Origin of the sequence: Nocardia sp. CDC153 (genome assembly GCF_035818515.1) — a bacterium.
Lineage (GTDB): Bacteria > Actinomycetota > Actinomycetes > Mycobacteriales > Mycobacteriaceae > Nocardia.
Genome location: NZ_JAYKYU010000001.1, coordinates 960,180 through 979,738, shown reverse-complemented (window position 1 = coordinate 979,738; position 19,559 = coordinate 960,180). Strand labels below are relative to the sequence as shown.

Below are 19,559 nucleotides of genomic sequence, written 5' to 3'. Positions count from 1 at the left end.
GCCAGCGATCACGGCGGTCCGGCCTTGTAGCCCACACCTCGGACGGTCAAGACGATCTCAGGGTTCTCCGGATCCTTCTCCACCTTGGCGCGCAACCGCTGCACGTGCACATTGACCAGGCGGGTGTCGGCGGCGTGCCGGTAACCCCAGACCTGTTCGAGCAGCACCTCGCGGGTGAACACCTGGCGCGGCTTGCGGGCCAACGCCACCAGCAGATCGAATTCCAGGGGAGTCAGCGAGATCTGGGCACCGCCGCGGGTCACCTTGTGCGCGGGCACATCGATGACGATGTCGGCGATGGACAGCAGCTCCTGCGGCTCCTCCTCGGTGCGACGCAGGCGTGCGCGCACCCGGGCTACGAGTTCCTTCGGCTTGAACGGTTTGACGATGTAGTCGTCGGCACCGCTTTCCAAACCCAGGACGACGTCGACCGTGTCGGTCTTCGCCGTCAGCATCACGATGGGTACTCCCGAATCGGCTCGCAGTACCCGGCATACATCGATGCCGTTCATGCCGGGCAGCATGAGGTCGAGCAACACGAGATCCGGGCGCAGCTCCCGGACCGCGGTGAGCGCCTGCGTGCCGTCACCGACGACGTGGGGGTCGAAACCCTCACCGCGCAAGACGATCGTGAGCATCTCCGCGAGAGCCATATCGTCGTCGACGACCAGAATCTTCGGCTTCATAACGTCTAGTTTGTCACCTCTCCGGCTCTGATTCGGCCGCCACGCCAACACTCGTGACCTGTCGGCGCACATCCAACCCTATCCAGCAACAATTTCCGCGATGCGCGTGGCCAATGTTGCCGGATCGTCACCGGTCCGATGCACCCACCACGGTCCGTGCCAGTTGATTTCGGCCAGCTCACGATAGACAGTACCGGTGCGGCGCTGCAGTCCCCCGTCTTTTTCGTAGGCGTCGAGTGCCCGGGCGCTGTCGGCCTCGCCGCGCAGCCGAGCCCGCTCCTCCGCCACGTCAACCGGGACATCCAGGAGAATTTGGACATCCGGGGCAGGCAGACCGAAGCGCTCGAACTCCAATTCCTCGACCCAGGCCACGATTTCACCGTGCGCGTCCTGCTCGCGGCGGGCCGCGGAGTAGGCGGCATTGGAGGCCACGTAGCGGTCGAGTAGCACGATGTCATTGTCCGCCAGCAGTTTCGACAGCTCGTCGCGCGCGTCGGCGCGGTCGAGGGCGAACAGCAGCGCCATGGCATTGACAGACTGGGCGGTATCTCCATGGCCGCCGCGCAGCGCCTCGGCGGCGAGGTCGGCGTGTACGGACACGCCGTAGCGCGGGAAGGCCAGGGTGGCGACGCGCAGGCCGCGCGCGGTCAGCGCGGCGACGACGGCATCGGTCAGCGTGCGCTTGCCCGCGCCGTCCAGCCCCTCGATCGCTACCAGTGCACCCATGCAGGGCAGACTACCCAATCCTCGCTATAGTCCGGCCATGACTACCACGGGCGTCACGTCGGTGCAGTTCAAACGTGCTTTCCTGGTCTTCGGACTGGCGGTTGCCGCGATCGGATCGGCGGCCTGCGGCAGTGGCTCGAGCGACAAGAGCACCCCGGCCGCGGCCACCGCCGACCCCCACCGCCGCTTCGACCTGCAGGCCCACCGCGGTGGTCGCGGCATGACGATCGAGGAGTCGCTGCCCGGCTTCGCCAAGGCCATCGAACTGGGTGTCTCCACACTGGAACTCGATATCGTCCTGACCAAGGACAATGTCCCGCTCATCTGGCACGACCCGACCGTCCAGGCCGAGAAGTGCGCCGACACCGCACCCGCTTTCCCCGACGACCCGCAATACCCGTACGTCGGCAAGGTGATCCACGACCTCACCGACGATCAGGTCCACACCCTCGACTGCGGCAAGAAGCTGGCGGGTTTCCCGGAGGCACAGGAACTCCCGGGCAACAAGATCGCCCGACTGCCCGAATTGTTCGATCTGGTGAAGACCTATCCGGGCGCGTTCGACACCCTGCGCTACAACGTGGAGACCAAGCTCGAGGCCGAGCACCCCGAACAGTCCGCCACCCCCGAGGAATTCGTCCGGGTCATCCTCGACACCGTCGCCACGGCCGCCGCCACCGACAAGGTCGAGATCCAGAGCTTCGATTGGCGCAGCCTGCCGCTGGTGAAGGCGAAGAACCCGGCCATCCCGACCGTCGCGCTGTATGACGACAGCACGTTCGAACCGAACAGCAAGTGGCTGGGCCCGGTTCGCTACGAGGACCACGTCGGTGATCCGCTGGGCGCGATCAAGGCGCTGGGCGCGAACATTTCGTCGCCGGACTACAAGACCGTGGGCAGCCCGGCCGAATACGTCCGCAAGGCCCACGATCTCGACCTCACCGTGGTCCCGTGGACGGTGAACGAGAAGTCCGATATCGCCGCGGTGCTGGACGGGGGCTTCGACGGCATCATCACCGACTACCCCAACCGCGCCCGAGAAGTCATGCGGGACAAGGGCTACCCGCTCCCGATGTCCTTCCACAAGTAGCGCGACCCGCTCTCCATCAAATGATTCGGCCCCGATCGCAGTGCGATCGGGGCCGAATCATTTGGTTTGAAACACATCCAGTTCATAGATGTGTAGGGTCCGAACAATCACTCCCCCTGCAAGGAGAGCAACCCTGATGAAGTCGCGCTTCACCTACCCCCTGGCCGCCGTCGCCCTCACCGCCGCCGCTCTTTCCACGGCGGGCACCGCGACCGCGGCCCCGGTCACCTTGGAACCCGCCGCGCCGGTGGCCAATTCCGGCTCGTCGCTCATTCCGTCGGGCTCGTCCGTGCCCTCGGGCTCGGGCGGTTCCGGGTCGAGCAATGTGCTCGGCACCGGTTCCAGCGCCAGCGAGCTGATCAACGCCACCCTCTGCACCCTGCAGGGCAAGCAGTGGGTTCCGGTGGTGGACCTCTGCCTCTGAGGCGCAGAGACTCACGGTCACAACGAGATTCGGCCGGTCACCCCTGGTGACCGGCCGAATTGTCGCTAACTACCGCGAGTTTCCGCTCAGTAGCGGTAGTGCTCGGGCTTGTAGGGGCCTTCCACGTCCACGCCGATGTACTCGGCCTGGTCCTTGGTGAGCTTGGTCAGGGTGCCGCCGAGGGCCTCGACGTGAATGCGCGCGACCTTCTCATCCAGGTGCTTGGGCAGGCGGTAGACCTCGTTGTCGTACTCCTGCGGCTTGGTCCACAGCTCGATCTGCGCGATGACCTGGTTGGAGAACGAGTTCGACATCACGAACGACGGGTGCCCGGTGGCATTGCCCAGGTTGAGCAGACGACCCTCGGACAGCACGATGATCGACTTGCCGCTCTCCTTGAACGTCCACAGGTCGACCTGCGGCTTGATGTTCAACCGCGTCGCGCCCGAACGCTCCAGCGCCGCCATGTCGATCTCATTGTCGAAGTGGCCGATATTGCCCAGGATGGCCTGGTCCTTCATGGCCTTCATGTGGTCGAGCAGGATGATGTCCTTGTTGCCCGTGGAGGTGATGACGATGTCGGCATCGCCGATCGCCTGCTCCACGGTGACCACGTCGAAGCCGTCCATGAGCGCCTGCAGCGCGTTGATCGGATCGATCTCGGTGACCTGGACGCGCGCGCCCTGGCCCTTCATCGACTCCGCGCAGCCCTTGCCCACATCGCCGTAACCGCAGATCAGCACCTTCTTGCCACCGATCAAAACGTCGGTGCCGCGGTTGATGCCGTCGATGAGCGAGTGGCGGGTGCCGTACTTGTTGTCGAACTTGGACTTGGTGACCGAGTCGTTGACATTGATCGCCGGGAACGCCAGCTCACCCGCGGCCGCGAACTGGTACAGCCGCAGCACACCGGTGGTGGTCTCCTCGGTGACGCCCTGCACCGACTCCGCGATCTTGCCCCACTTGCCCTTGTCGGCTTCGAGGCTGGCGCGCAGCAGGTTCAAGAACACCTTGTACTCGGTGGAGTGGGTCTCGTCCTCGGGCGGCACCACACCGGCCTTCTCGAACTGCGCGCCGCGCAGCACCAGCATGGTGGCGTCACCGCCGTCGTCGAGAATCATGTTGGCGGGCTCGCCCGGCCAGGTCAGCATCTGCTCGGCGGCCCACCAGTACTCCTCGAGGGTCTCGCCCTTCCAGGCGAAAACCGGAGTGCCCTTGGGCTCCTCGACGGTGCCGTGCGGACCGACCACGACCGCGGCCGCGGCGTGGTCCTGGGTGGAGAAGATGTTGCAGGAGGCCCAACGGACCTCGGCGCCGAGCGAGACCAGGGTCTCGATCAGCACCGCGGTCTGCACGGTCATGTGCAGCGAACCCGAGATGCGCGCGCCCTTGAGCGGCTGCACCTCGTGGTACTCGCGGCGCAGCGCCATCAGGCCCGGCATCTCGTGCTCGGCGAGGCGAATCTCCTTGCGGCCGAACTCGGCCAGGGACAGGTCCGCCACCTTGAAATCGATCCCGTTGCGGACGTCGGGGGTCATCATGCTGGACACAGCGGTCGTCATCTGCCTCTCCATGGTCGGCTGCTTGGCGCTAAGGCTAGTCGGTCGGGCTTGGTACCCCCACGCTGCGGCCGACGTGCGTACAGCGTACGCACATCGGTGGGGTTTGTCGATCCGACTCAGGCCGCCGCCGGGTAGTCGTAGGCGGCCAGGATCTTCTCCCGCTTGCGGGGTTGGATATTGGCCCGACTCACATCGCCCGAATAGTGCTCGAGCAGCCGCGGATCCATGACGGAGCGCCACAGCGGCGGGAACAACGCCAGCAGAATCATGGTGGCGTAGCCCGCCGGAAGCTGCGGCGCCTCCTCCGAGGTGCGCAGCGTCTGGTACCGGCGTCCCGGATTGGCGTGGTGGTCGCTGTGCCGCTGCAGATGGAACAGGAAGATATTGGTGACCAGTCGGTCGCTGTTCCAGCTGTCGCGCGGGGAGCAGCGCGCCCACGCGCCATTGGGTCGCCGACGCCGCAGCAGGCCGTAATGCTCGACGTAGTTGACGGTTTCGAGCAGCGCCGCGCCGATCACGGCCTGCAGCAGCAGATACGGCAGGATCGCCCAGCCGAAGATCGCCAACAGCGTCCCGAACAGGACGACCGTCATAGACCACGCTTGCAGGATGTGGTTGTGGACACTGAACCAGCCGTGCCCCTTGCGCCGCAGCCGCTCGCCCTCGAGGTGGATGGCCGAGCGGAAACCGCCGATCACGCTGCGCGGCAGAAACTCCCACAGCGATTCGCCCATGCGCGCGCTGGCCGGGTCGTCGGGCGTGGCGACACGGGCGTGGTGGCCCTTGTTGTGCTCGACGAAGAAGTGGCCGTACGCCGACTGCGCCAGCGCCATTTTCGACAGCCAGCGCTCCAGCCGCTCCACCCGGTGGCCGAGCTCGTGCGCGGCGTTGATGCCGATGCCGCTGACGAACCCGAGCGTGGCCGCCAAGCCCAGCTTGTTCGGAATGGACAGATCATGACCCGCCCACATGTAGGCGGCAATGATCAACCCGATCACCTGAACCGGGAGGAACATGTAGGTGCACCACCGGTAAAACCGGTCATTGGAAAGTAATTCGTAATCCTCGTCGCGCGGATTGGTCCCGTCTTCCCCGACGACCCAGTCCAGCACCGGAATGACGATCAGAACGATGATGGGTCCGATCCACCAGAACACCGTGAGCTTGGTGTAGAGCACCAGCTGCGACGGCAACAACGCCGACGCGGGTGCCACCAGGCCCAGCACCCACAGGCGGCGTTTCGGATCCGGCGAACCCGACCGTTTGCCGACCAATTGCACGTTTGCCCCGCTAATTAGAAACCTCTTCGAACCTCAACAACTTCGCGACTACATATCTTGAAACTTAGTCCCTGTTACAGCACCTGGTCGGACTCAAAGGTGGCAACCGTTACATCATGAGCAGTCGGTTCTCGGGCAACCACCCATGTGGCACCAGTCACCTTGACCCCATTGGCAAACCGGTGGCGTATCTCTTTCAGCGCAACCACACATAGCGCACCTGTGGTCGTCCCGTTCGACCGTAGTCGGTTCGCCGTTCCACCACGCCGTCTTCGGCCAGACGCTCGAGGTAGCGCCAGGCCGTCACCCGGGAAACGCCGACCGCGCGCCCGGCCTCACCCGCGGACAAACCGGCCGCCGCGCCCCGCACCGCGCGCGACACCTCGTCCATGGTCTGGGGCGCAATGCCTTTCGGCAAAGTGGCACGCTGGTCGGGCGTGCGCAGCACGCCGAAGGCGCGATCGATGTCGTGCTGCGAGACCGCCGCCTCGCCCGGGGGCAGCGCCGCCCGGTACTCGAGATAGCGATCCAACTTCTCGCGGAAGGCGGCAAAGGTGAAGGGCTTCAACAGATACAGCACCACGCCGTGCGAGACGGCGGCGCGCACCATGGCCAGATCGCGGGCGGAGGTGACGGCGATGACGTCGGGCCGCGGCCGCAGTCCGGCCAGCGCCGCGGCGACCGCGAGGCCGCTCATATCCGGCAAGCCGATGTCCATCAACACCAAATCAACGGGGACGCCGGAAGATTGTGACCGTTTCGCTATCGAAACCGCGTCACGTCCGGTGTGCGCCACGGCGACCACCTCGAAGCCCGGCACCCGGTCCACGTAGGAGCGGTGTGCCGCAGCAATTTTCGGCTCGTCCTCCACGATGAGGACGCGGATCGATTGCGGTGGCCGGGTCGTCATCGCGAAAACCTCACGATCACCGCGGATTCCGGTTCCCGCTGCGCCCGCAGCTCCCCGCCGTGCCGGGCCACCAGCCGCCGCACCAACGCCAGGCCCAGACCGTGGTGATCGGTCTTGGTGGAGTACCCGCGCTCGGTGGCCCGGGTGAACAGCTCCTCCGACATGCCCGGACCGCTGTCGGCCACCCGCACGAACAATTCCGAGTCGTCCCGTCGCACAGTCACTTCCACCCACGCGTCCTCGTCGTGCCCGACGGCCTCGAGCGCGTTGTCTATCAGATTGCCCAACAGCGTCACCATCTCGTTCGGGCTGAGCGGATCGGTGGTGTCGAGCAGCGTGTCACCGGTGACCGTCAGCTCCACACCGTATTCGGCGGCCTGCTCCACCTTGCCCAGCAGTAGCGCCACCACCGCCGGTTCGGCCACCGCGCCGGTGAGCCGGTCGATGAGCACCTGGGAGAGTTCGAGTTCCGCGGTCGCGAAGTTCACCGCCTCGCGGTGGCGGCCCAGCTCCACCATGGTGACCACGGTGTGCAGCCGGTTGGCCGCCTCGTGCGCCTGGGCCCGCAGGGATTCGGCGAACCCCCGCACGGAATCCAATTCGCCCAGCACATCCCGCAATTCGGTGTGATCGCGCAGGGTCAGCACGGTGCCGATGCGGCGGCCGTCGTGCTCGACCACGTCCTGGTTCACCACCAGCACCCGTTCCGGGGTCACGTGCATTTCGTCGCGCACCACGCCGGTTCCCAAGCGCTGCAACGATACCGGCAGATCCGCGCGTGTGATCGGCCCGTCGGGCAGGTCCAGCAGCAGCCGCGCCTGATCGTTGACCACCTCGGCGGTCTCGTCGGAGCGGTCGAAGACCAGCAGCCCCTCGTGGATCGAGTGCAGCACCGCGTCGTGGTGTTCGTACATTGCTCGAAGTTCGCCCGGCCCCAGGCCGTGGGTCTGCCGTAACAGCCTGCGCCGCAACAGGAACGAGCTCAGCATGGCCAGCGCCAGGCCGCCCAGCGCGGCGGCCAGGATGAGCGGCAGCTGATCGCGCACCTGCTCGCCGATGTGGGTCCGGGTCACGCCCGCCGACACCAGCGCGACGATCTTCCCGTCCCCGTCCCGCACCGGGGTCACCGCCCGGATCGAGGGGCCGAGCGTACCGGCGTAGGTCTCGGTGAAGGTCTCCCCCGCCAGGGCGCGATCGATGTTCCCGCTGAAGGGTTTTCCGATCCGGTCCGGTTCCGTGTGCGTGTAGCGGGTGCGGTCCGGGGCCATCACCACGATGAAATCCATGCCGGTGCTCTTGCGAATCGCCTCGGTCACCGGCTGCAGCAGGGCCGTCGGATCCGGGCTGCGCACGCCCGCCAGCGTGGAGGGCGATTGCGCCACCGCAACCGCGGTGTCGACGACCTCCGCCCGGGTGGCGTCGTCCTGGACGCGCCGCGTCTGCACCACCGCCAGCACCGCCCCCGCCGCGATCACCACGGCCAGCACCAGCACCTGCACCACGAACACCTGCCCGGCCAGCGTGCGCCGGGCCCGAGTTCTACGACGTGTCACGACTCCTCCGGGCACTTCATGAACATAATTTACGAAACAGTGACCGCCGTCACGTTGCCAACCATGATTCTTACCGATCACCCGTGTGGAGAACCGTCGCGCGGGCAGTAACCCGGAGGCACGACGAGATGAGCACGACGACAACACCACAGCGCCGAGACCGTACCCATTGGCTGTACCTGGCCGTCATCGCGGCCGTCATCGGGGGCGTGTTGGTGGGTTGGCTGGCTCCCGGTTTCGGCAAGAACGTCGGCGAGCTCGGCACGATCTTCGTCAACCTCATCAAGATGATGATCGCCCCGGTCATCTTCTGCACCATCGTGCTCGGCATCGGCTCGGTGCGCGCGGCCGCCAAGGTCGGCCGGGTCGGCGGCCTGGCCATCGGCTACTTCCTGATCATGTCGACGGTGGCGCTGGGCATCGGTCTGCTGGTGGGCAATCTGCTGCACCCGGGTTCGGGTCTGAACGTGGCCGCGCACGCCAAGGAGGTCACCAAGTACGCGACCGACGCCAAGGCGGCGGGCGGCACCTGGCAGTTCCTCGAGGACATCGTCCCGACCACACTGCTGTCCTCGCTCACCTCGGGCAAGGTGCTGCAGGCGCTGTTCGTGGCGCTGCTGGTCGGATTCGGCATCCAGGCCATGGGTTCGGCGGGCGAGCCGATCCTGCGCGGGGTGGCCTCGATCCAGAAACTGGTCTTCCGGATTCTGACCATGATCCTGTGGCTGGCTCCGATCGGCGCCTTCGGCGCGATGGCGAATGTGGTGGCGCGCACCGGACTCGACGCGGTCAAGCAGTTGGCGCTGCTGATGGTGGCCTTCTACCTGACCTGCATCGTGTTCATCTTCGGCGTGCTGGGCGTCCTGCTGCGCGTGGTGACCGGCAATTCCATCTTCAAGCTGGTTCGCTACCTGGCGCGGGAGTACCTGCTCATCTTCGCCACCTCCTCCTCGGAGTCGGCCCTGCCGCGGCTGATCGCCAAGATGGAGCACGTCGGCGTGGACCGCACCACCGTAGGTGTGGTTGTGCCGACCGGCTATTCGTTCAACCTCGACGGCACCGCCATCTACCTGACCATGGCCACCCTGTTCGTGGCCGACGCCATGGGCAAGCCGCTGTCGTGGAGCGAGCAGATCGGCCTGCTGCTGTTCATGATCGTCGCCTCCAAGGGCGCGGCCGGTGTCACCGGCGCGGGCCTGGCCACCCTGGCGGGCGGGCTGCAGAGCCACCGGCCGGAACTGCTCGACGGCGTCGGCCTGATCGTCGGCATCGACCGGTTCATGTCCGAAGCCCGTGCGCTGACCAACTTCTCGGGCAACGCGGTCGCCACCCTGCTGGTCGGCACCTGGACCAAGACCGTGGACCCCGAGCGCGTGACCGCGGTGCTCAACCGCGAGATCCCCTTCGACGAGACCCGCATGGTCGACGACCACCAAGCCCCGGAGGCACCCGAGCAGGACTCGGGCGCCGCCGAGAAGAACCTGGTTTCAGCCTGACCCCAACCCCCAGGCGGAACCGGGACCGCCGGAACATTTTCCCCCCGTATGTTCCGGCGGAACCCGCACAGACCCTGGTGCTAGACGCCGATCGCGTCCAGCGCCAGGGTCGCGGCGATGGCATGGGCCAACTCCGCGCCCTTGACCTCGAAATGGCGGGTGAAATAGGCCAGGTGCTCACCGTGCTCGTGGAAGTGGTGCGGCGTCAGCACCGCGGAGAACACCGGCACATCGGTTTCCAGCTGCACCCGCATGAGGGCGTCGACCACGGTCGAGGCCACGAAATCATGGCGATAGATGCCGCCGTCGACCACCAGCGCGACACCGGCGATCGCGGCGTAGTTCCCACCGGTGGCCAATCGCTTGACGCGCAACGGGATCTCGAACGCGCCCGGCACCTCGATCACGTCGATCTCGGTGTGGCCGCGCTCGACGAGCCCGGCCTTGGCGGCCTCGACGGCCTTGTCGACGATCTCACCGTGCCAGCGCGCGGCGACGAGGGCGATGCGATTCGAATTGGGTGACATGGGGATTCCTCCTGTTCGCGATGTCACCCAGGGCATAGACGCGAACAGACCCGACCGCGCGAGCGGACGTGCCGGTGCCGCGTTCTCTTTCATCCGGACTGTGACCGTCGGCTCCGGAATCACACCGGAATCTGCTCGACCCACGCCACCGTGAGGTGACCTGGCGCTCGCGGGCTCGTGCCGTCCGGATCGGTCCGGATGCCATTACCGCCGGTGGGGAATTCCACCCCGCCCTGAGAACGTGTACTACCGGACAGTAACACGCGCTCTCGGGGCGGGGAAGAAATGAATTCACTCAGCGCAATAAGACATCGGAGTCGGCCGGGAGACCGTCCACCGGCCACCAGCGCAGGTCGGTGGACTCCGAACTGCGCACCGGCACAGCGCCTTCCGGAGCCGTGATCTTGAACAGCAGATCCAGGTGCCGGGTGGGCACGCCCAGCGAGCAGGTGATCGGGTGGGCCTGCGCACCGTAGAGGCCCGGCGCCATCACCAGTCCGTCGATGCCGGATTCCTCGGTGGCCTCGCGCAGCGCCGCCGCGGCGACGGTGTCGTCGGATTCCTCGCAGTGCCCGCCCAATTGGATCCAGCGGCCCACGCGGGGATGCAGGGTCAGCAGCACCTTGCGCTCGTCGCGGGAGAACACGATGGCCGAGGCGGTGATGTGCCCGGCCGCATGCTCGCGCAGACAGCCGCGCGGGGCCGAACCCAGGAACGCCAGCATGGCCTCCCGGATCGACTGCTCCGGACCCGTTGGCGGGGACCAGGTTTCGAGCAGCTCGGTGGCCGACTTGTGCAGGGACTCGGCGCTCATGCCACCTCGCTCACAGCTCGACCAGGCCGATGCCGGGATCGCCCACCTCGCGGGGCGCGATCTCCTCGAGCGGATAGCCGATGGCGATGGCGCCCAGGGGGTTCCAGTCCGCTTCGAGGCCGAGCACCTCGCGGGTGACCTCGGGCGCGAAGATGGTGGAACCGATCCAGCAGCTACCCACGCCGCGCACGGCCAGGGAGACCAGCAGGCCCTGCACCGCCGCGCCCACCGCGACGGTGAACATGGTCTGCTCGGCGGCCGTGCGGGTTTCGTCCGGATAGTCGTGTGCGCCGTCGGGGACACAGAACGGGATGATCACCTCGGGGGCGTCGAAGAGGATGCGGCCGCGCGCGACTCGCTTCTCGATGCTCTCGGGCGTCTTGCCGTCGGCGGTCAGGTCGACGCGCCACTTGTCGGCCATGGCCTCGAGCAGTCGCTCGCGCAGCGCCCGATCACGCAGCCAGACGAAGCGCACCGGGCGGGTGTGGTGCGGGGCCGGAGCGGTCAGTCCGGCCGCGACGGCGGCGCGGACGATCTCGGGTTCGACCGCGGTGGGCGCGAACTGCCGCACCGAACGCCGCAGCGGCACAGCCTGTTTGCGGCCCAGCTCCAGGGCCTCCTCGGTCCCCAGCCAGAACAGATCGTCCGCGCCGCGCCGCAGCAGATCGGCGGCCGTCGAGCCGTCGTCGGTGTACTCGAACCCGCGCACCACCGCGATCGGGACGCCGCCCAGCTTGCCCTTCACCAGATCGGCGGCCGCGGCCAGTTCGTCGGCCACGGCGACCAGGGTCACGTGCAGTTCATTGCCCTGACCGTCCACGGCCCCGTTGTAGTCGTGCACGACCCGCAGGCCCGATGACCCGATGGCGGCGTCGATCTGGCCATTGCGCCAGGCCCGGCCCATGGTGTCGGTGATGACCACGGCCACCTGCACCCCGAGCCGCTCGGCGAGCGCGGCGCGCAGCGCCTTGGCCGAGGCGTCCGGATCCTGTGGCAGCAGCACCAGTTCGCCCTGCTCCACATTGGAGCCGTCGACGCCCGACGCGGCCTGCACGATGCCGAGCTTGTTCTCCGTGATGAGGGTGCGGTTCTTGCGCGCCAGCACCCGCACCGATTCCTCGAGCACCAGTCGCCGCCGCGCGGCGTCGCGCTCGTCCGGATCCGCGGGCACCGCGACAATCCGACCCTCGACCTTGGACACGATCTTGCTGGTCACCACCAGCACATCCCCGTCGCGCAGCCAAGGTGCCTGTGCCGCAATGGCTTCGGCGAGATCGTCGCCGGGACGGAATTCCGGCAGGCCGGCAATGGGCAGAATGCGCAGTTCGCCGCCGGCGGCGTGATCGCCGAGCACCGGCGTGGAATCCGTTGTCACGGTTTGACTCCCGCGATGTCGAGGGCCTCGCGCACCATTTCGGCGGTGGTGGCCGGATCGGTCATGAGCAGGGGCACGGCGCGCACCTCCACGCCCGGGACATCGGCGGTATCGCCGGTGTGGATGAGCCAACCGTCCAGGATTCCGGTGGTCGAGCGCGCACCGTAGTAGTTGCCCACGGCCTCGGCGGTGGTCTCCACGCCGATCACGGACAGACACTCATCGGCCATGCCGCGCAACGGTTTACCACCGATCACCGGCGAAAAACCGACAACCTTCGCATCCGAGGTGCGGATTGCGCCGCGAATGCCGGGCACCGAGAGGATGGCTCCGACGCTGACCACCGGGTTCGACGGGGCGAGCAGGATCACGTCGGCCGACTCTATGATTTCCGTCACACCGGGGGCTGGTTTCGCAGCATCTGCCCCAATAGTCACGAATCCATGGGTCTCGACGTTTGCTCGGTACCGAACCCACCACTCCTGGAAATGGATCGCGCGGCGTTCGCCAGGGTTCTCCGGATCCCCGATAACGACATGCGTTTCACACCGATCGTCGGTTGCCGGAAGCAGTTTCACACCCGGTTGCCACCGATTGCAGAGCGCCTCGGTGACCGCCGAGAGCGGGTATCCCTGACGCAGCATTTCGGTGCGGATGAGATGGGTGGCGATATCGCGATCCCCCAGTCCGAACCAATCGGGCTGAGCGTTGTATTTCGCCAGCTCCTCCTTGGCGTGCCAGGTCTCGTTCGCGTGCCCCCAGCCGCGTTCGGGATCGATGCCGCCACCCAGGGTGTACATGCAGGTGTCCAGGTCAGGGCAGATGCGCAGCCCGTGCATCCAGACGTCGTCGCCCACATTGACGATGGCCGTGGTGTCGGCTCCCGGCAGCAGCTCGCGCACACCCATGAGGAAGCGCGCGCCGCCGACTCCGCCGACCAGTACGGCGATTCGAAGGCCGGTGCCGGGCGCGGTGTCCGCTTGTTCTCGAGTCACATCCGCACAGCCTATGCGTTCGGCGGGGGATGCCCGATAACAGATCATTTGCTACAAATTTGCTGTCTGATCTGCAGGAACAGCGCAGAAGGGGGTCGGAGATGGTAACGGAATTGCCTCGGCAGCTTGACCATCGCCGCTCCCGGCGTGTCTAATCACAGGCATGTCATTCCGGGTCCGCGTGAGAGTGCAAGGCGCGGACGGGTTTTCGAACAACTGTTCGCACCGGGGTGACGCCAAGCTCGGGGATGGCCGCGGGACTACGTCGCGGTGTTGGGCCGTCGGTGGGATCGGCTCCGGCGGATTAATCATTCTGCGCTAACACACAGTGAGGAGGCGGAGCGATGGCCGATGAGCTGGCCCCGTCGGGCATTCCGGGCGGTGTATCGCAAACCGATTCCACAGCTGGCGCAGCACCTGGCTTCTGCGCCGACGAACGGAACGGGTACGAGGGGGGTGAACCGATGACGACTGCGCGGCCGGGGGGCGGACAGTGGGCGCGAGCCGCCTACCAGCCCGAACCACCGCGGCTGAGCCTGATCGTCACCGGTGCCGAGGATATGTTCGACACTTTCTCGCGCGGCGGTCGCATGATGACCGAAGCCGAACAATGGCAGGAACGGGCACTGTGCGCCCAGACCGACCCGGAGGCGTTCTTCCCGGAGAAGGGCGGCTCCACCCGCGAGGCCAAGCGCATCTGCATGGGCTGCGAGGTACGCGACGAGTGCCTCGAATACGCCCTCGCCAACGACGAACGCTTCGGAATCTGGGGCGGCCTGTCGGAGCGCGAACGCCGCCGCCTCAAGCGCGGCATCATCTGAAAATCGCTACGCGACAACTGATCTGGTGAGTCGAGGGTAACTCACCGGGTACGCCCGAGATTGTCGACGGCACCCAACCGTCGGCACGGGTTGCCCATTGGCCAAGGCTCCCTAGCCGCCCGCTGAGGTCGCGGGGAGGCGGGGAGCGCTACTCCGGTTCCGGGTCGATGATGTCCGGGTCCACACCCAAATAGGTCGCGATCTGTTGCACGAGCACCTCGCGCAGCAGGTCGACCAGATCGTCCGGGTCCTGTGCGCGTAGCTCCAAAGGCTTGCGGAACAACACGACTCGGGCACGCGTAGCCATGCCGTAGCGGTCCACGCCGGCCGGGATGAGGCGGGACAGCGGGACCGGGCCGTCGGCCACCACCTCGTCGGGCCAGGTCACCGAATCCGGGTGCAGCGGACGGATTTTCGGCACATCGTCGACGGCGATATCGAGCTTGGTGAGCTGTTCGTGCCAGCGGCTCTCCAGCGGCGCGAACGCCTCCAGCACCAGCCGGTCGAACTCCTGGCCGCGGGTCCGCCGGGCCGGGACCGTCGGCGGCAGCATCGGCCCGCGCACACCCCGCCCACGGCGGATGACCGACCGCGCGGTGGGCGGCCGCCTCTTACGGGAACGGGTCATACCTTGAATCTAACCCCTGCCCATCACAGGTGTGTGCACACGGTTAGCACAGCTACCCGAGGCCCTGTCGGCCCGTCGGGGGCCGGGTGCGCGGCGCGAGTGAGACCGGGTTCATTGAGCGTGTCTGTGTCCACGACGGCGTGAGGGGGGTTACCCTGCATGGCGTGATCCCCATGCGTCGTTGCTGCCGTCCAGGCTGCAAGAACCCGGCCGTCGCGACGCTGACCTATGTGTACTCCGACTCGATGGCAGTCGTGGGCCCGCTGGTCACGGTCGCCGAACCGCATTCCTGGGACCTGTGCGAAACGCACGCCTCCCGGATCACCGCGCCCAAGGGATGGGAGTTGGTCCGTCACGAGGGCGGGTTTTCCAGCTCCACCCCCGACGACGACGATCTGACCGCCCTGGCCGAGGCCGTGCGCGAGGCCGGATTGCGCCGCCGCACACCTGAACCCGATCCGCGCGGCTACGCCGACTACGCCCCCGCCCCGCAGCGCCCCGCCCGCCAGGGCCGCACCGGCCGCAGAGGCCATCTACGGGTGCTACCGGATCCCCCGGGGCAATGAAGAGCCTGCCCGCCTCCCCGAGCCTTCAGCGGGCGGCTGAGAGCCGCGGCCCATTGGCATTCCGTGCCGCCGGTCGAGTGCCGCCAACGATTTTGGACGTACCCGGCGAGTTACCCTCGCCTCACGAAATCAGGAGCCCGGACCGTACAGATGGGTGAGCTCCTCCTCCAACGGGCTCTGATACTAGGGTGTCCCTTATGACAGTCGCCCGGTCCGCCGAGTCAGTTCAAGCAGTCATCAAGGCATACGACGTTCGCGGGGTGGTCGGTGAACAGATCGATGCGGATTTCGTTCGGGATGTGGCCGGATCCTTCGCGCGGTTGATGCGCGCGGAAGGCGCGAAGCGCATCGTCATCGGTCACGATATGCGCGATTCCTCCCCCGCTCTGGCCGCCGCCTTCGCCGACGGCGTGCTCGCCCAGGGACTCGACGTGGTCCACATCGGACTGGCCTCCACCGACGAGCTGTACTTCGCCTCCGGCCATCTGGACTGCCCCGGCGCGATGTTCACCGCCAGCCACAATCCGGCCAAGTACAACGGCATCAAGCTGTGCCGGGCCAAGGCGCTGCCGGTCGGTCAGGACACCGGTCTGGCCACCATCACCGAGGAGGTCATCGCCGGGGTCCCCGCCTTCGACGGCGAACGCGGCACCGAGACCCGCGAGGATCTGCTGCAGGCCTACGCCGACTTCCTGCACAAGCTGGTCGACCTGAGCGGCTCGCGCCCGCTGCGCATCGCGGTGGACGCGGGCAACGGCATGGGCGGCTACACCGTCCCGGCCGTGCTGGGCGCGCTGCCGCAGTTCACCATCGAGCCGCTGTACTTCGAGCTCGACGGCACCTTCCCCAATCACGAAGCCAATCCGCTGGATCCGAAGAACCTGGTGGATCTGCAGGACTACGTCCGCAAGACCGGCGCGGACATCGGCCTGGCCTTCGACGGCGACGCCGACCGCTGCTTCGTGGTGGACGAGAAGGGCGACCCGGTCTCCCCGTCCGCGGTGACCGGTCTGGTCGCCGAGCGCGAGCTGGCCAAGGAGCCGGGCGCGACGGTCATCCACAACCTGATCACCTCGAAGGCCGTGCCCGAGTTGGTGACCGAGCTGGGCGGCACCCCGGTGCGCACCCGCGTCGGCCACTCGTTCATCAAGCAGCAGATGGCCGCCACCGGCGCGATCTTCGGCGGCGAGCACTCGGCCCACTACTACTTCCGCGACTTCTGGGGCGCGGACTCCGGCATGCTCGCGGCCCTGCACGTTTTGGCCGCTTTGGGCGAGAAGGATCGCCCGATGTCGGAATTGGCTTCCGCGTATGCAACATACGCGTCCTCCGGAGAGATCAACTCAACAGTGGCGGATGCCAAGGAGCGCACGCAGGCGATCCTGGAGGCATTCGGCACGCGAGCGAAATCGGTCGATCGGCTGGACGGCGTGACCGTCACGCTGGCCGACGGCGCGTGGTTCAACCTGCGCGCCAGCAATACCGAACCGCTGCTGCGGCTCAATGTCGAGGCGCGATCGCAGGAGGAAGTAGACGCACTCGTGACCGAGATCCTGAGCATCGTCCGCGCCTGACTGGAATAGTGGAATCACAGAGCTTGGATTCACCAGCGTCTGGTGACCCGATGAGGGGAGGTGGCAACGCCCGATGATCGCTGGGACACCGGTATTCGACCTCGATGACGTCGCCTCGCTGGAGGCGGCCGACGCCGGGGGCGCCTTGCGCTCCGCCGCGTCGGGGGGAGCCCAGATCAGGGCGACCGCCGCGGCACTGTCCGAGGACGCGTTGAGCCGATTGACCGATCTGCGACCCCGCAGCCTCGTCCTCGTTTCCGGCAGTGGACGCGCCGCGCGCGCCGCGTCCCTGCTGATCGCGGCGCTGGGGAATCACACGAGTATGCCTCTGGTACCGGCGACTTCGATCCCGCCGTGGGTCGGCCCGCTGGATGTGGTGCTGGTGGCGGGCGACGATGCGGGCGACCCTCGACTCGCCGAGGCCGTCGACAGCGCGCTGCGACGCGGCGCCGAAGTGGTCGTGGCCACCCCGGACGAGGGGCCCATCCGCGCGGCCGCCGCGGGCCGCGCCACCGTCCTCGCCCCGCGGGTGCGGGTGCTCGACCCCAATCGCATGCTGCGCTACCTGGCGGCCGGCCTGGCGGTGATCACCACCATCGACCCGCACCGCACCGGGCCGCTGGTACCCGAATTGAACGCTCTCGCAGACCTGCTCGACGAGGAGGCACTGCGCGACGGTCCCCAGAACGAGGTCTTCCACAATCCGGCCAAGACCCTGGCGACCCGCATGGCGCAGCGCAAACGCGTCGTCCTCGCCGGTGACACCCCGGCCGCGACCGTTGTCGCCGAGCATGGCGCCGAAGTGCTGCTGGCCACCGCCGGGCAGATCGCCACGGGCATAACGCTGTCGGAAGCCGTTGCCGCACACGGCCGGCTCATCGACGCCGCGGGCGTGGCCGCACCCGGATTCGATCCGCTCTTCCACGATGAGGAGCTGGACGGGCCCGCGCCGGTGGAACAGATCCGGATCTTCGTGGTGAGCGCCGACCTGGACGAAGTAGCCGCGCGCCGCCGCCTGGCGGTCTTCGGCTCCGACGCGGGGCTGGTGGACGCCGAACTGGTGACCGCCGATGGCGAGGTCTCCGCCCGCGCGGCCGGGGAAGAGGAGCAACCGGGGGCCGTCTCCCAGGGCAGCGAGCTGGAAAAGCTTGCCGTGCTGACCCTTCGGCTGGAAATGGCCGCCGCATATCTTCGACTACTCGGTTCCCGCCCGGCCACCGGACCGGGACACTACGACGGGGGCAATTACTAGTGCACGAACTCGTTGGTGCGCTGCGTTCCTACGCTTGGGGTTCGCGCACCGCGCTCGCTCAGCTGTGCGGCCGACCGGTCCCCTCGGCGCACCCGGAGGCCGAACTCTGGTTCGGCGCACACCCCGCCGATCCCGCGCGCGTGCAGATCAATGGACACAGCGAATCCCTGCTGGAGCTGCTGCGCGCCGACCCCAAGCGCGAACTCGGCCCCGTCGCGGGCGAATTCGGCGGTCGGTTGCCGTTCCTGCTGAAGATCCTGGCCGCCGAGGAGCCGCTGTCGCTGCAGGCGCACCCCAGCATCGAGCAGGCCCGGGCGGGCTTCGCGCGCGAGAACCAGACCGGGGTCGCCCTCGACTCCCCCATGCGCAACTACCGCGACGAGAACCACAAGCCCGAACTCGTGGTGGCGCTCGGCCGTTTCGAGGCGCTGGCCGGTTTCCGCGATCCGCGCCAGACGGTCCAGCTGTTGCGGGCCCTCGACGTTCCCGAGCTGAGCTCCTACGCCGAACTGCTGGGCGCCCAACCCGATTCGGCCGGGCTGCGCACGCTGTTCACCACCTGGATCGCGCTGCCCCAGGCCACGCTGAGCACGCTGCTGCCCAAGGTCCTCGACGGCTGCGTGCGATATCTGTCCGAGGCCGGAAGCGGCGGCAGCGGCAAGGAATTCGTGGCCGAGATCCGCACGGCGCTCGAGTTGGCCGAGGCGTATCCGGGCGATGCCGGGGTGCTGGCGGCGCTGCTGCTCAACCGCATCACCCTGGAACCGGGTGAGGGCCTGTTCCTGGACGCCGGGAATCTGCACGCGTATCTGCGCGGGGTGGGCGTCGAGATCATGGCCAACTCCGACAATGTGCTGCGCGGCGGCCTGACCCCCAAGCACGTGGATGTGCCGGAGTTGTTGCGGGTGCTCGACTTCGAGCCCCTGGATCTGCCGATCGTGGAGCCGGAGCAGGTGGCCGAGGGCGTCTTCCGCTACCACACCCCCGCGCCCGAATTCGCGCTCGCCCGTTTCGAATTGGAGCAGGACGCCGATCCCGTGCCGGCGGTCGGCTCGGGCCCGGTGATCGCGCTGGTCACCCACGGCCGGGTGCGGCTGCTGCAGGGCAACCACGATCTGGTCGTGGAGCGCGGGCACGCCGCGTGGATCTCGGCCGCCGACGGCGGGATTCGCGCGCAGGCGGTGGACGGGCCGGCGCAGCTGTTCTGTGCCGCGGTCGGCGAGGAGCAGTAGGCGAACTGTAAGCTCTCCCGATCGAACGCGTTTAGGACAAAACGGACA

General features: G+C 67.4%; 19 protein-coding genes and 1 riboswitch. Of the genes, 8 read left to right on the top strand and 11 right to left on the bottom strand.

The window, feature by feature from the left end; all coding sequences use genetic code 11:
- Positions 1-8: 8 nt before the first annotated feature.
- Both mtrA and VMT65_RS04415 read right to left on the bottom strand, forming a co-directional pair.
- Positions 9-686 carry an MtrAB system response regulator MtrA gene (mtrA, locus tag VMT65_RS04420; RefSeq protein WP_033090495.1) on the bottom strand — a complete coding sequence of 226 codons (678 nt, stop codon included), beginning with the start codon at positions 684-686 and terminating at the stop codon, positions 9-11.
- A 78-nt stretch (positions 687-764) separates the two neighbouring features.
- Positions 765-1,412 (bottom strand): dTMP kinase, encoded by a 648-nt coding sequence (locus tag VMT65_RS04415; protein ID WP_326306613.1) that lies wholly within the window; start codon positions 1,410-1,412, stop codon positions 765-767.
- A 37-nt stretch (positions 1,413-1,449) separates the two neighbouring features.
- On the opposite strand from VMT65_RS04415, the gene VMT65_RS04410 reads away from it, so the two are divergent.
- The gene (locus tag VMT65_RS04410; protein WP_326306612.1) at positions 1,450-2,502 is read left to right on the top strand and encodes a glycerophosphodiester phosphodiesterase; all 1,053 of its coding nucleotides are present in this window, start codon (positions 1,450-1,452) and stop codon (positions 2,500-2,502) included.
- A gap of 136 nt (positions 2,503-2,638) precedes the next feature.
- Positions 2,639-2,926: a hypothetical protein gene (locus tag VMT65_RS04405; protein ID WP_326306611.1), complete on the top strand. Its 288-nt coding sequence runs from the start codon at positions 2,639-2,641 to the stop codon at positions 2,924-2,926.
- 86 nt (positions 2,927-3,012) lie between these two features.
- Here VMT65_RS04405 and ahcY read toward each other — a convergent pair whose 3' ends face one another.
- From ahcY to VMT65_RS04385, 4 genes are all read right to left on the bottom strand, one after another.
- Positions 3,013-4,488, bottom strand: a complete 1,476-nt coding sequence (ahcY, locus tag VMT65_RS04400) for an adenosylhomocysteinase (protein ID WP_326306610.1) — start codon at positions 4,486-4,488, stop codon at positions 3,013-3,015.
- Between the two features lie 116 nt (positions 4,489-4,604).
- The gene (locus tag VMT65_RS04395; protein ID WP_326306609.1) at positions 4,605-5,768 is read right to left on the bottom strand and encodes an alkane 1-monooxygenase; all 1,164 of its coding nucleotides are present in this window, start codon (positions 5,766-5,768) and stop codon (positions 4,605-4,607) included.
- Positions 5,769-5,964: 196 nt separating this feature from the next.
- Positions 5,965-6,678, bottom strand: a complete 714-nt coding sequence (locus VMT65_RS04390) for a response regulator (RefSeq protein ID WP_326306608.1) — start codon at positions 6,676-6,678, stop codon at positions 5,965-5,967.
- Entirely contained in the window at positions 6,675-8,231 is a 1,557-nt protein-coding gene (locus tag VMT65_RS04385; protein WP_326306607.1) for a sensor histidine kinase, read from the bottom strand. Before VMT65_RS04385 ends, VMT65_RS04390 begins: the two co-directional genes overlap by 4 nt.
- Before the next feature lie 128 nt (positions 8,232-8,359).
- Here VMT65_RS04385 and VMT65_RS04380 point away from each other — a divergent pair, with 128 nt between their 5' ends.
- Positions 8,360-9,727 carry a cation:dicarboxylate symporter family transporter gene (locus VMT65_RS04380; protein WP_326306606.1) on the top strand — a complete coding sequence of 456 codons (1,368 nt, stop codon included), beginning with the start codon at positions 8,360-8,362 and terminating at the stop codon, positions 9,725-9,727.
- A gap of 80 nt (positions 9,728-9,807) precedes the next feature.
- On the opposite strand, the gene VMT65_RS04375 is transcribed toward VMT65_RS04380, so the two are convergent.
- The 4 genes from VMT65_RS04375 to cofD all read right to left on the bottom strand — a co-directional run bounded on the left by VMT65_RS04375 (position 9,808) and on the right by cofD (position 13,438).
- Positions 9,808-10,254 carry a 6,7-dimethyl-8-ribityllumazine synthase gene (locus tag VMT65_RS04375; protein ID WP_326306605.1) on the bottom strand — a complete coding sequence of 149 codons (447 nt, stop codon included), beginning with the start codon at positions 10,252-10,254 and terminating at the stop codon, positions 9,808-9,810.
- Positions 10,255-10,331: 77 nt separating this feature from the next.
- Positions 10,332-10,499: riboswitch (FMN riboswitch) on the bottom strand.
- A gap of 50 nt (positions 10,500-10,549) precedes the next feature.
- The gene (locus tag VMT65_RS04370) at positions 10,550-11,068 is read right to left on the bottom strand and encodes an NUDIX hydrolase (protein WP_326306604.1); all 519 of its coding nucleotides are present in this window, start codon (positions 11,066-11,068) and stop codon (positions 10,550-10,552) included.
- Between the two features lie 10 nt (positions 11,069-11,078).
- On the bottom strand, positions 11,079-12,443 hold the full coding sequence (locus VMT65_RS04365; protein ID WP_326306603.1) for a coenzyme F420-0:L-glutamate ligase: 1,365 nt from the start codon (positions 12,441-12,443) through the stop codon (positions 11,079-11,081).
- A complete protein-coding gene (gene cofD, locus VMT65_RS04360) occupies positions 12,440-13,438 on the bottom strand; it encodes a 2-phospho-L-lactate transferase (RefSeq protein ID WP_326306602.1) in 999 nt (332 codons plus the stop codon). The genes VMT65_RS04365 and cofD overlap by 4 nt, the downstream gene beginning before the upstream one ends.
- 560 nt (positions 13,439-13,998) lie before the next feature.
- Here cofD and VMT65_RS04355 point away from each other — a divergent pair.
- Positions 13,999-14,259 carry a WhiB family transcriptional regulator gene (locus VMT65_RS04355; protein WP_326307441.1) on the top strand — a complete coding sequence of 87 codons (261 nt, stop codon included), beginning with the start codon at positions 13,999-14,001 and terminating at the stop codon, positions 14,257-14,259.
- Between the two features lie 148 nt (positions 14,260-14,407).
- On the opposite strand, the gene VMT65_RS04350 is transcribed toward VMT65_RS04355, so the two are convergent.
- Positions 14,408-14,887, bottom strand: a complete 480-nt coding sequence (locus tag VMT65_RS04350) for a metallopeptidase family protein (protein ID WP_071812126.1) — start codon at positions 14,885-14,887, stop codon at positions 14,408-14,410.
- A 173-nt stretch (positions 14,888-15,060) separates the two neighbouring features.
- On the opposite strand from VMT65_RS04350, the gene VMT65_RS04345 reads away from it, so the two are divergent.
- The 4 genes from VMT65_RS04345 (at position 15,061) to manA (ending at position 19,511) form a co-directional block, all read left to right on the top strand.
- Entirely contained in the window at positions 15,061-15,453 is a 393-nt protein-coding gene (locus VMT65_RS04345) for a DUF3499 domain-containing protein (protein WP_442790195.1), read from the top strand.
- 197 nt (positions 15,454-15,650) lie between these two features.
- Positions 15,651-17,027, top strand: a complete 1,377-nt coding sequence (locus tag VMT65_RS04340) for a phosphomannomutase/phosphoglucomutase (RefSeq protein ID WP_326306600.1) — start codon at positions 15,651-15,653, stop codon at positions 17,025-17,027.
- Positions 17,028-17,100: 73 nt separating this feature from the next.
- Positions 17,101-18,279: a tobH protein gene (locus VMT65_RS04335; protein WP_326306599.1), complete on the top strand. Its 1,179-nt coding sequence runs from the start codon at positions 17,101-17,103 to the stop codon at positions 18,277-18,279.
- Complete coding sequence (gene manA, locus VMT65_RS04330; RefSeq protein WP_326306598.1) at positions 18,279-19,511, top strand: mannose-6-phosphate isomerase, class I; 1,233 nt, start codon at positions 18,279-18,281, stop codon at positions 19,509-19,511. The genes VMT65_RS04335 and manA overlap by 1 nt, the downstream gene beginning before the upstream one ends.
- The last annotated feature ends 48 nt before the right edge of the window (positions 19,512-19,559 follow it).

Coding starts and splice junctions, on each gene's coding strand:
- mtrA (WP_033090495.1), bottom strand. CDS start 686: ATGAAGCCGAAGATTCTGGTCGTCGACGACGATATGGCTCTCGCGGAG.
- VMT65_RS04415 (WP_326306613.1), bottom strand. CDS start 1,412: ATGGGTGCACTGGTAGCGATCGAGGGGCTGGACGGCGCGGGCAAGCGC.
- VMT65_RS04410 (WP_326306612.1), top strand. CDS start 1,450: ATGACTACCACGGGCGTCACGTCGGTGCAGTTCAAACGTGCTTTCCTG.
- VMT65_RS04405 (WP_326306611.1), top strand. CDS start 2,639: ATGAAGTCGCGCTTCACCTACCCCCTGGCCGCCGTCGCCCTCACCGCC.
- ahcY (WP_326306610.1), bottom strand. CDS start 4,488: ATGACGACCGCTGTGTCCAGCATGATGACCCCCGACGTCCGCAACGGG.
- VMT65_RS04390 (WP_326306608.1), bottom strand. CDS start 6,678: ATGACGACCCGGCCACCGCAATCGATCCGCGTCCTCATCGTGGAGGAC.
- VMT65_RS04380 (WP_326306606.1), top strand. CDS start 8,360: ATGAGCACGACGACAACACCACAGCGCCGAGACCGTACCCATTGGCTG.
- VMT65_RS04375 (WP_326306605.1), bottom strand. CDS start 10,254: ATGTCACCCAATTCGAATCGCATCGCCCTCGTCGCCGCGCGCTGGCAC.
- VMT65_RS04370 (WP_326306604.1), bottom strand. CDS start 11,068: ATGAGCGCCGAGTCCCTGCACAAGTCGGCCACCGAGCTGCTCGAAACC.
- VMT65_RS04355 (WP_326307441.1), top strand. CDS start 13,999: ATGTTCGACACTTTCTCGCGCGGCGGTCGCATGATGACCGAAGCCGAA.
- VMT65_RS04350 (WP_071812126.1), bottom strand. CDS start 14,887: ATGACCCGTTCCCGTAAGAGGCGGCCGCCCACCGCGCGGTCGGTCATC.
- VMT65_RS04345 (WP_442790195.1), top strand. CDS start 15,061: ATGCGTCGTTGCTGCCGTCCAGGCTGCAAGAACCCGGCCGTCGCGACG.
- VMT65_RS04340 (WP_326306600.1), top strand. CDS start 15,651: ATGACAGTCGCCCGGTCCGCCGAGTCAGTTCAAGCAGTCATCAAGGCA.
- VMT65_RS04335 (WP_326306599.1), top strand. CDS start 17,101: ATGATCGCTGGGACACCGGTATTCGACCTCGATGACGTCGCCTCGCTG.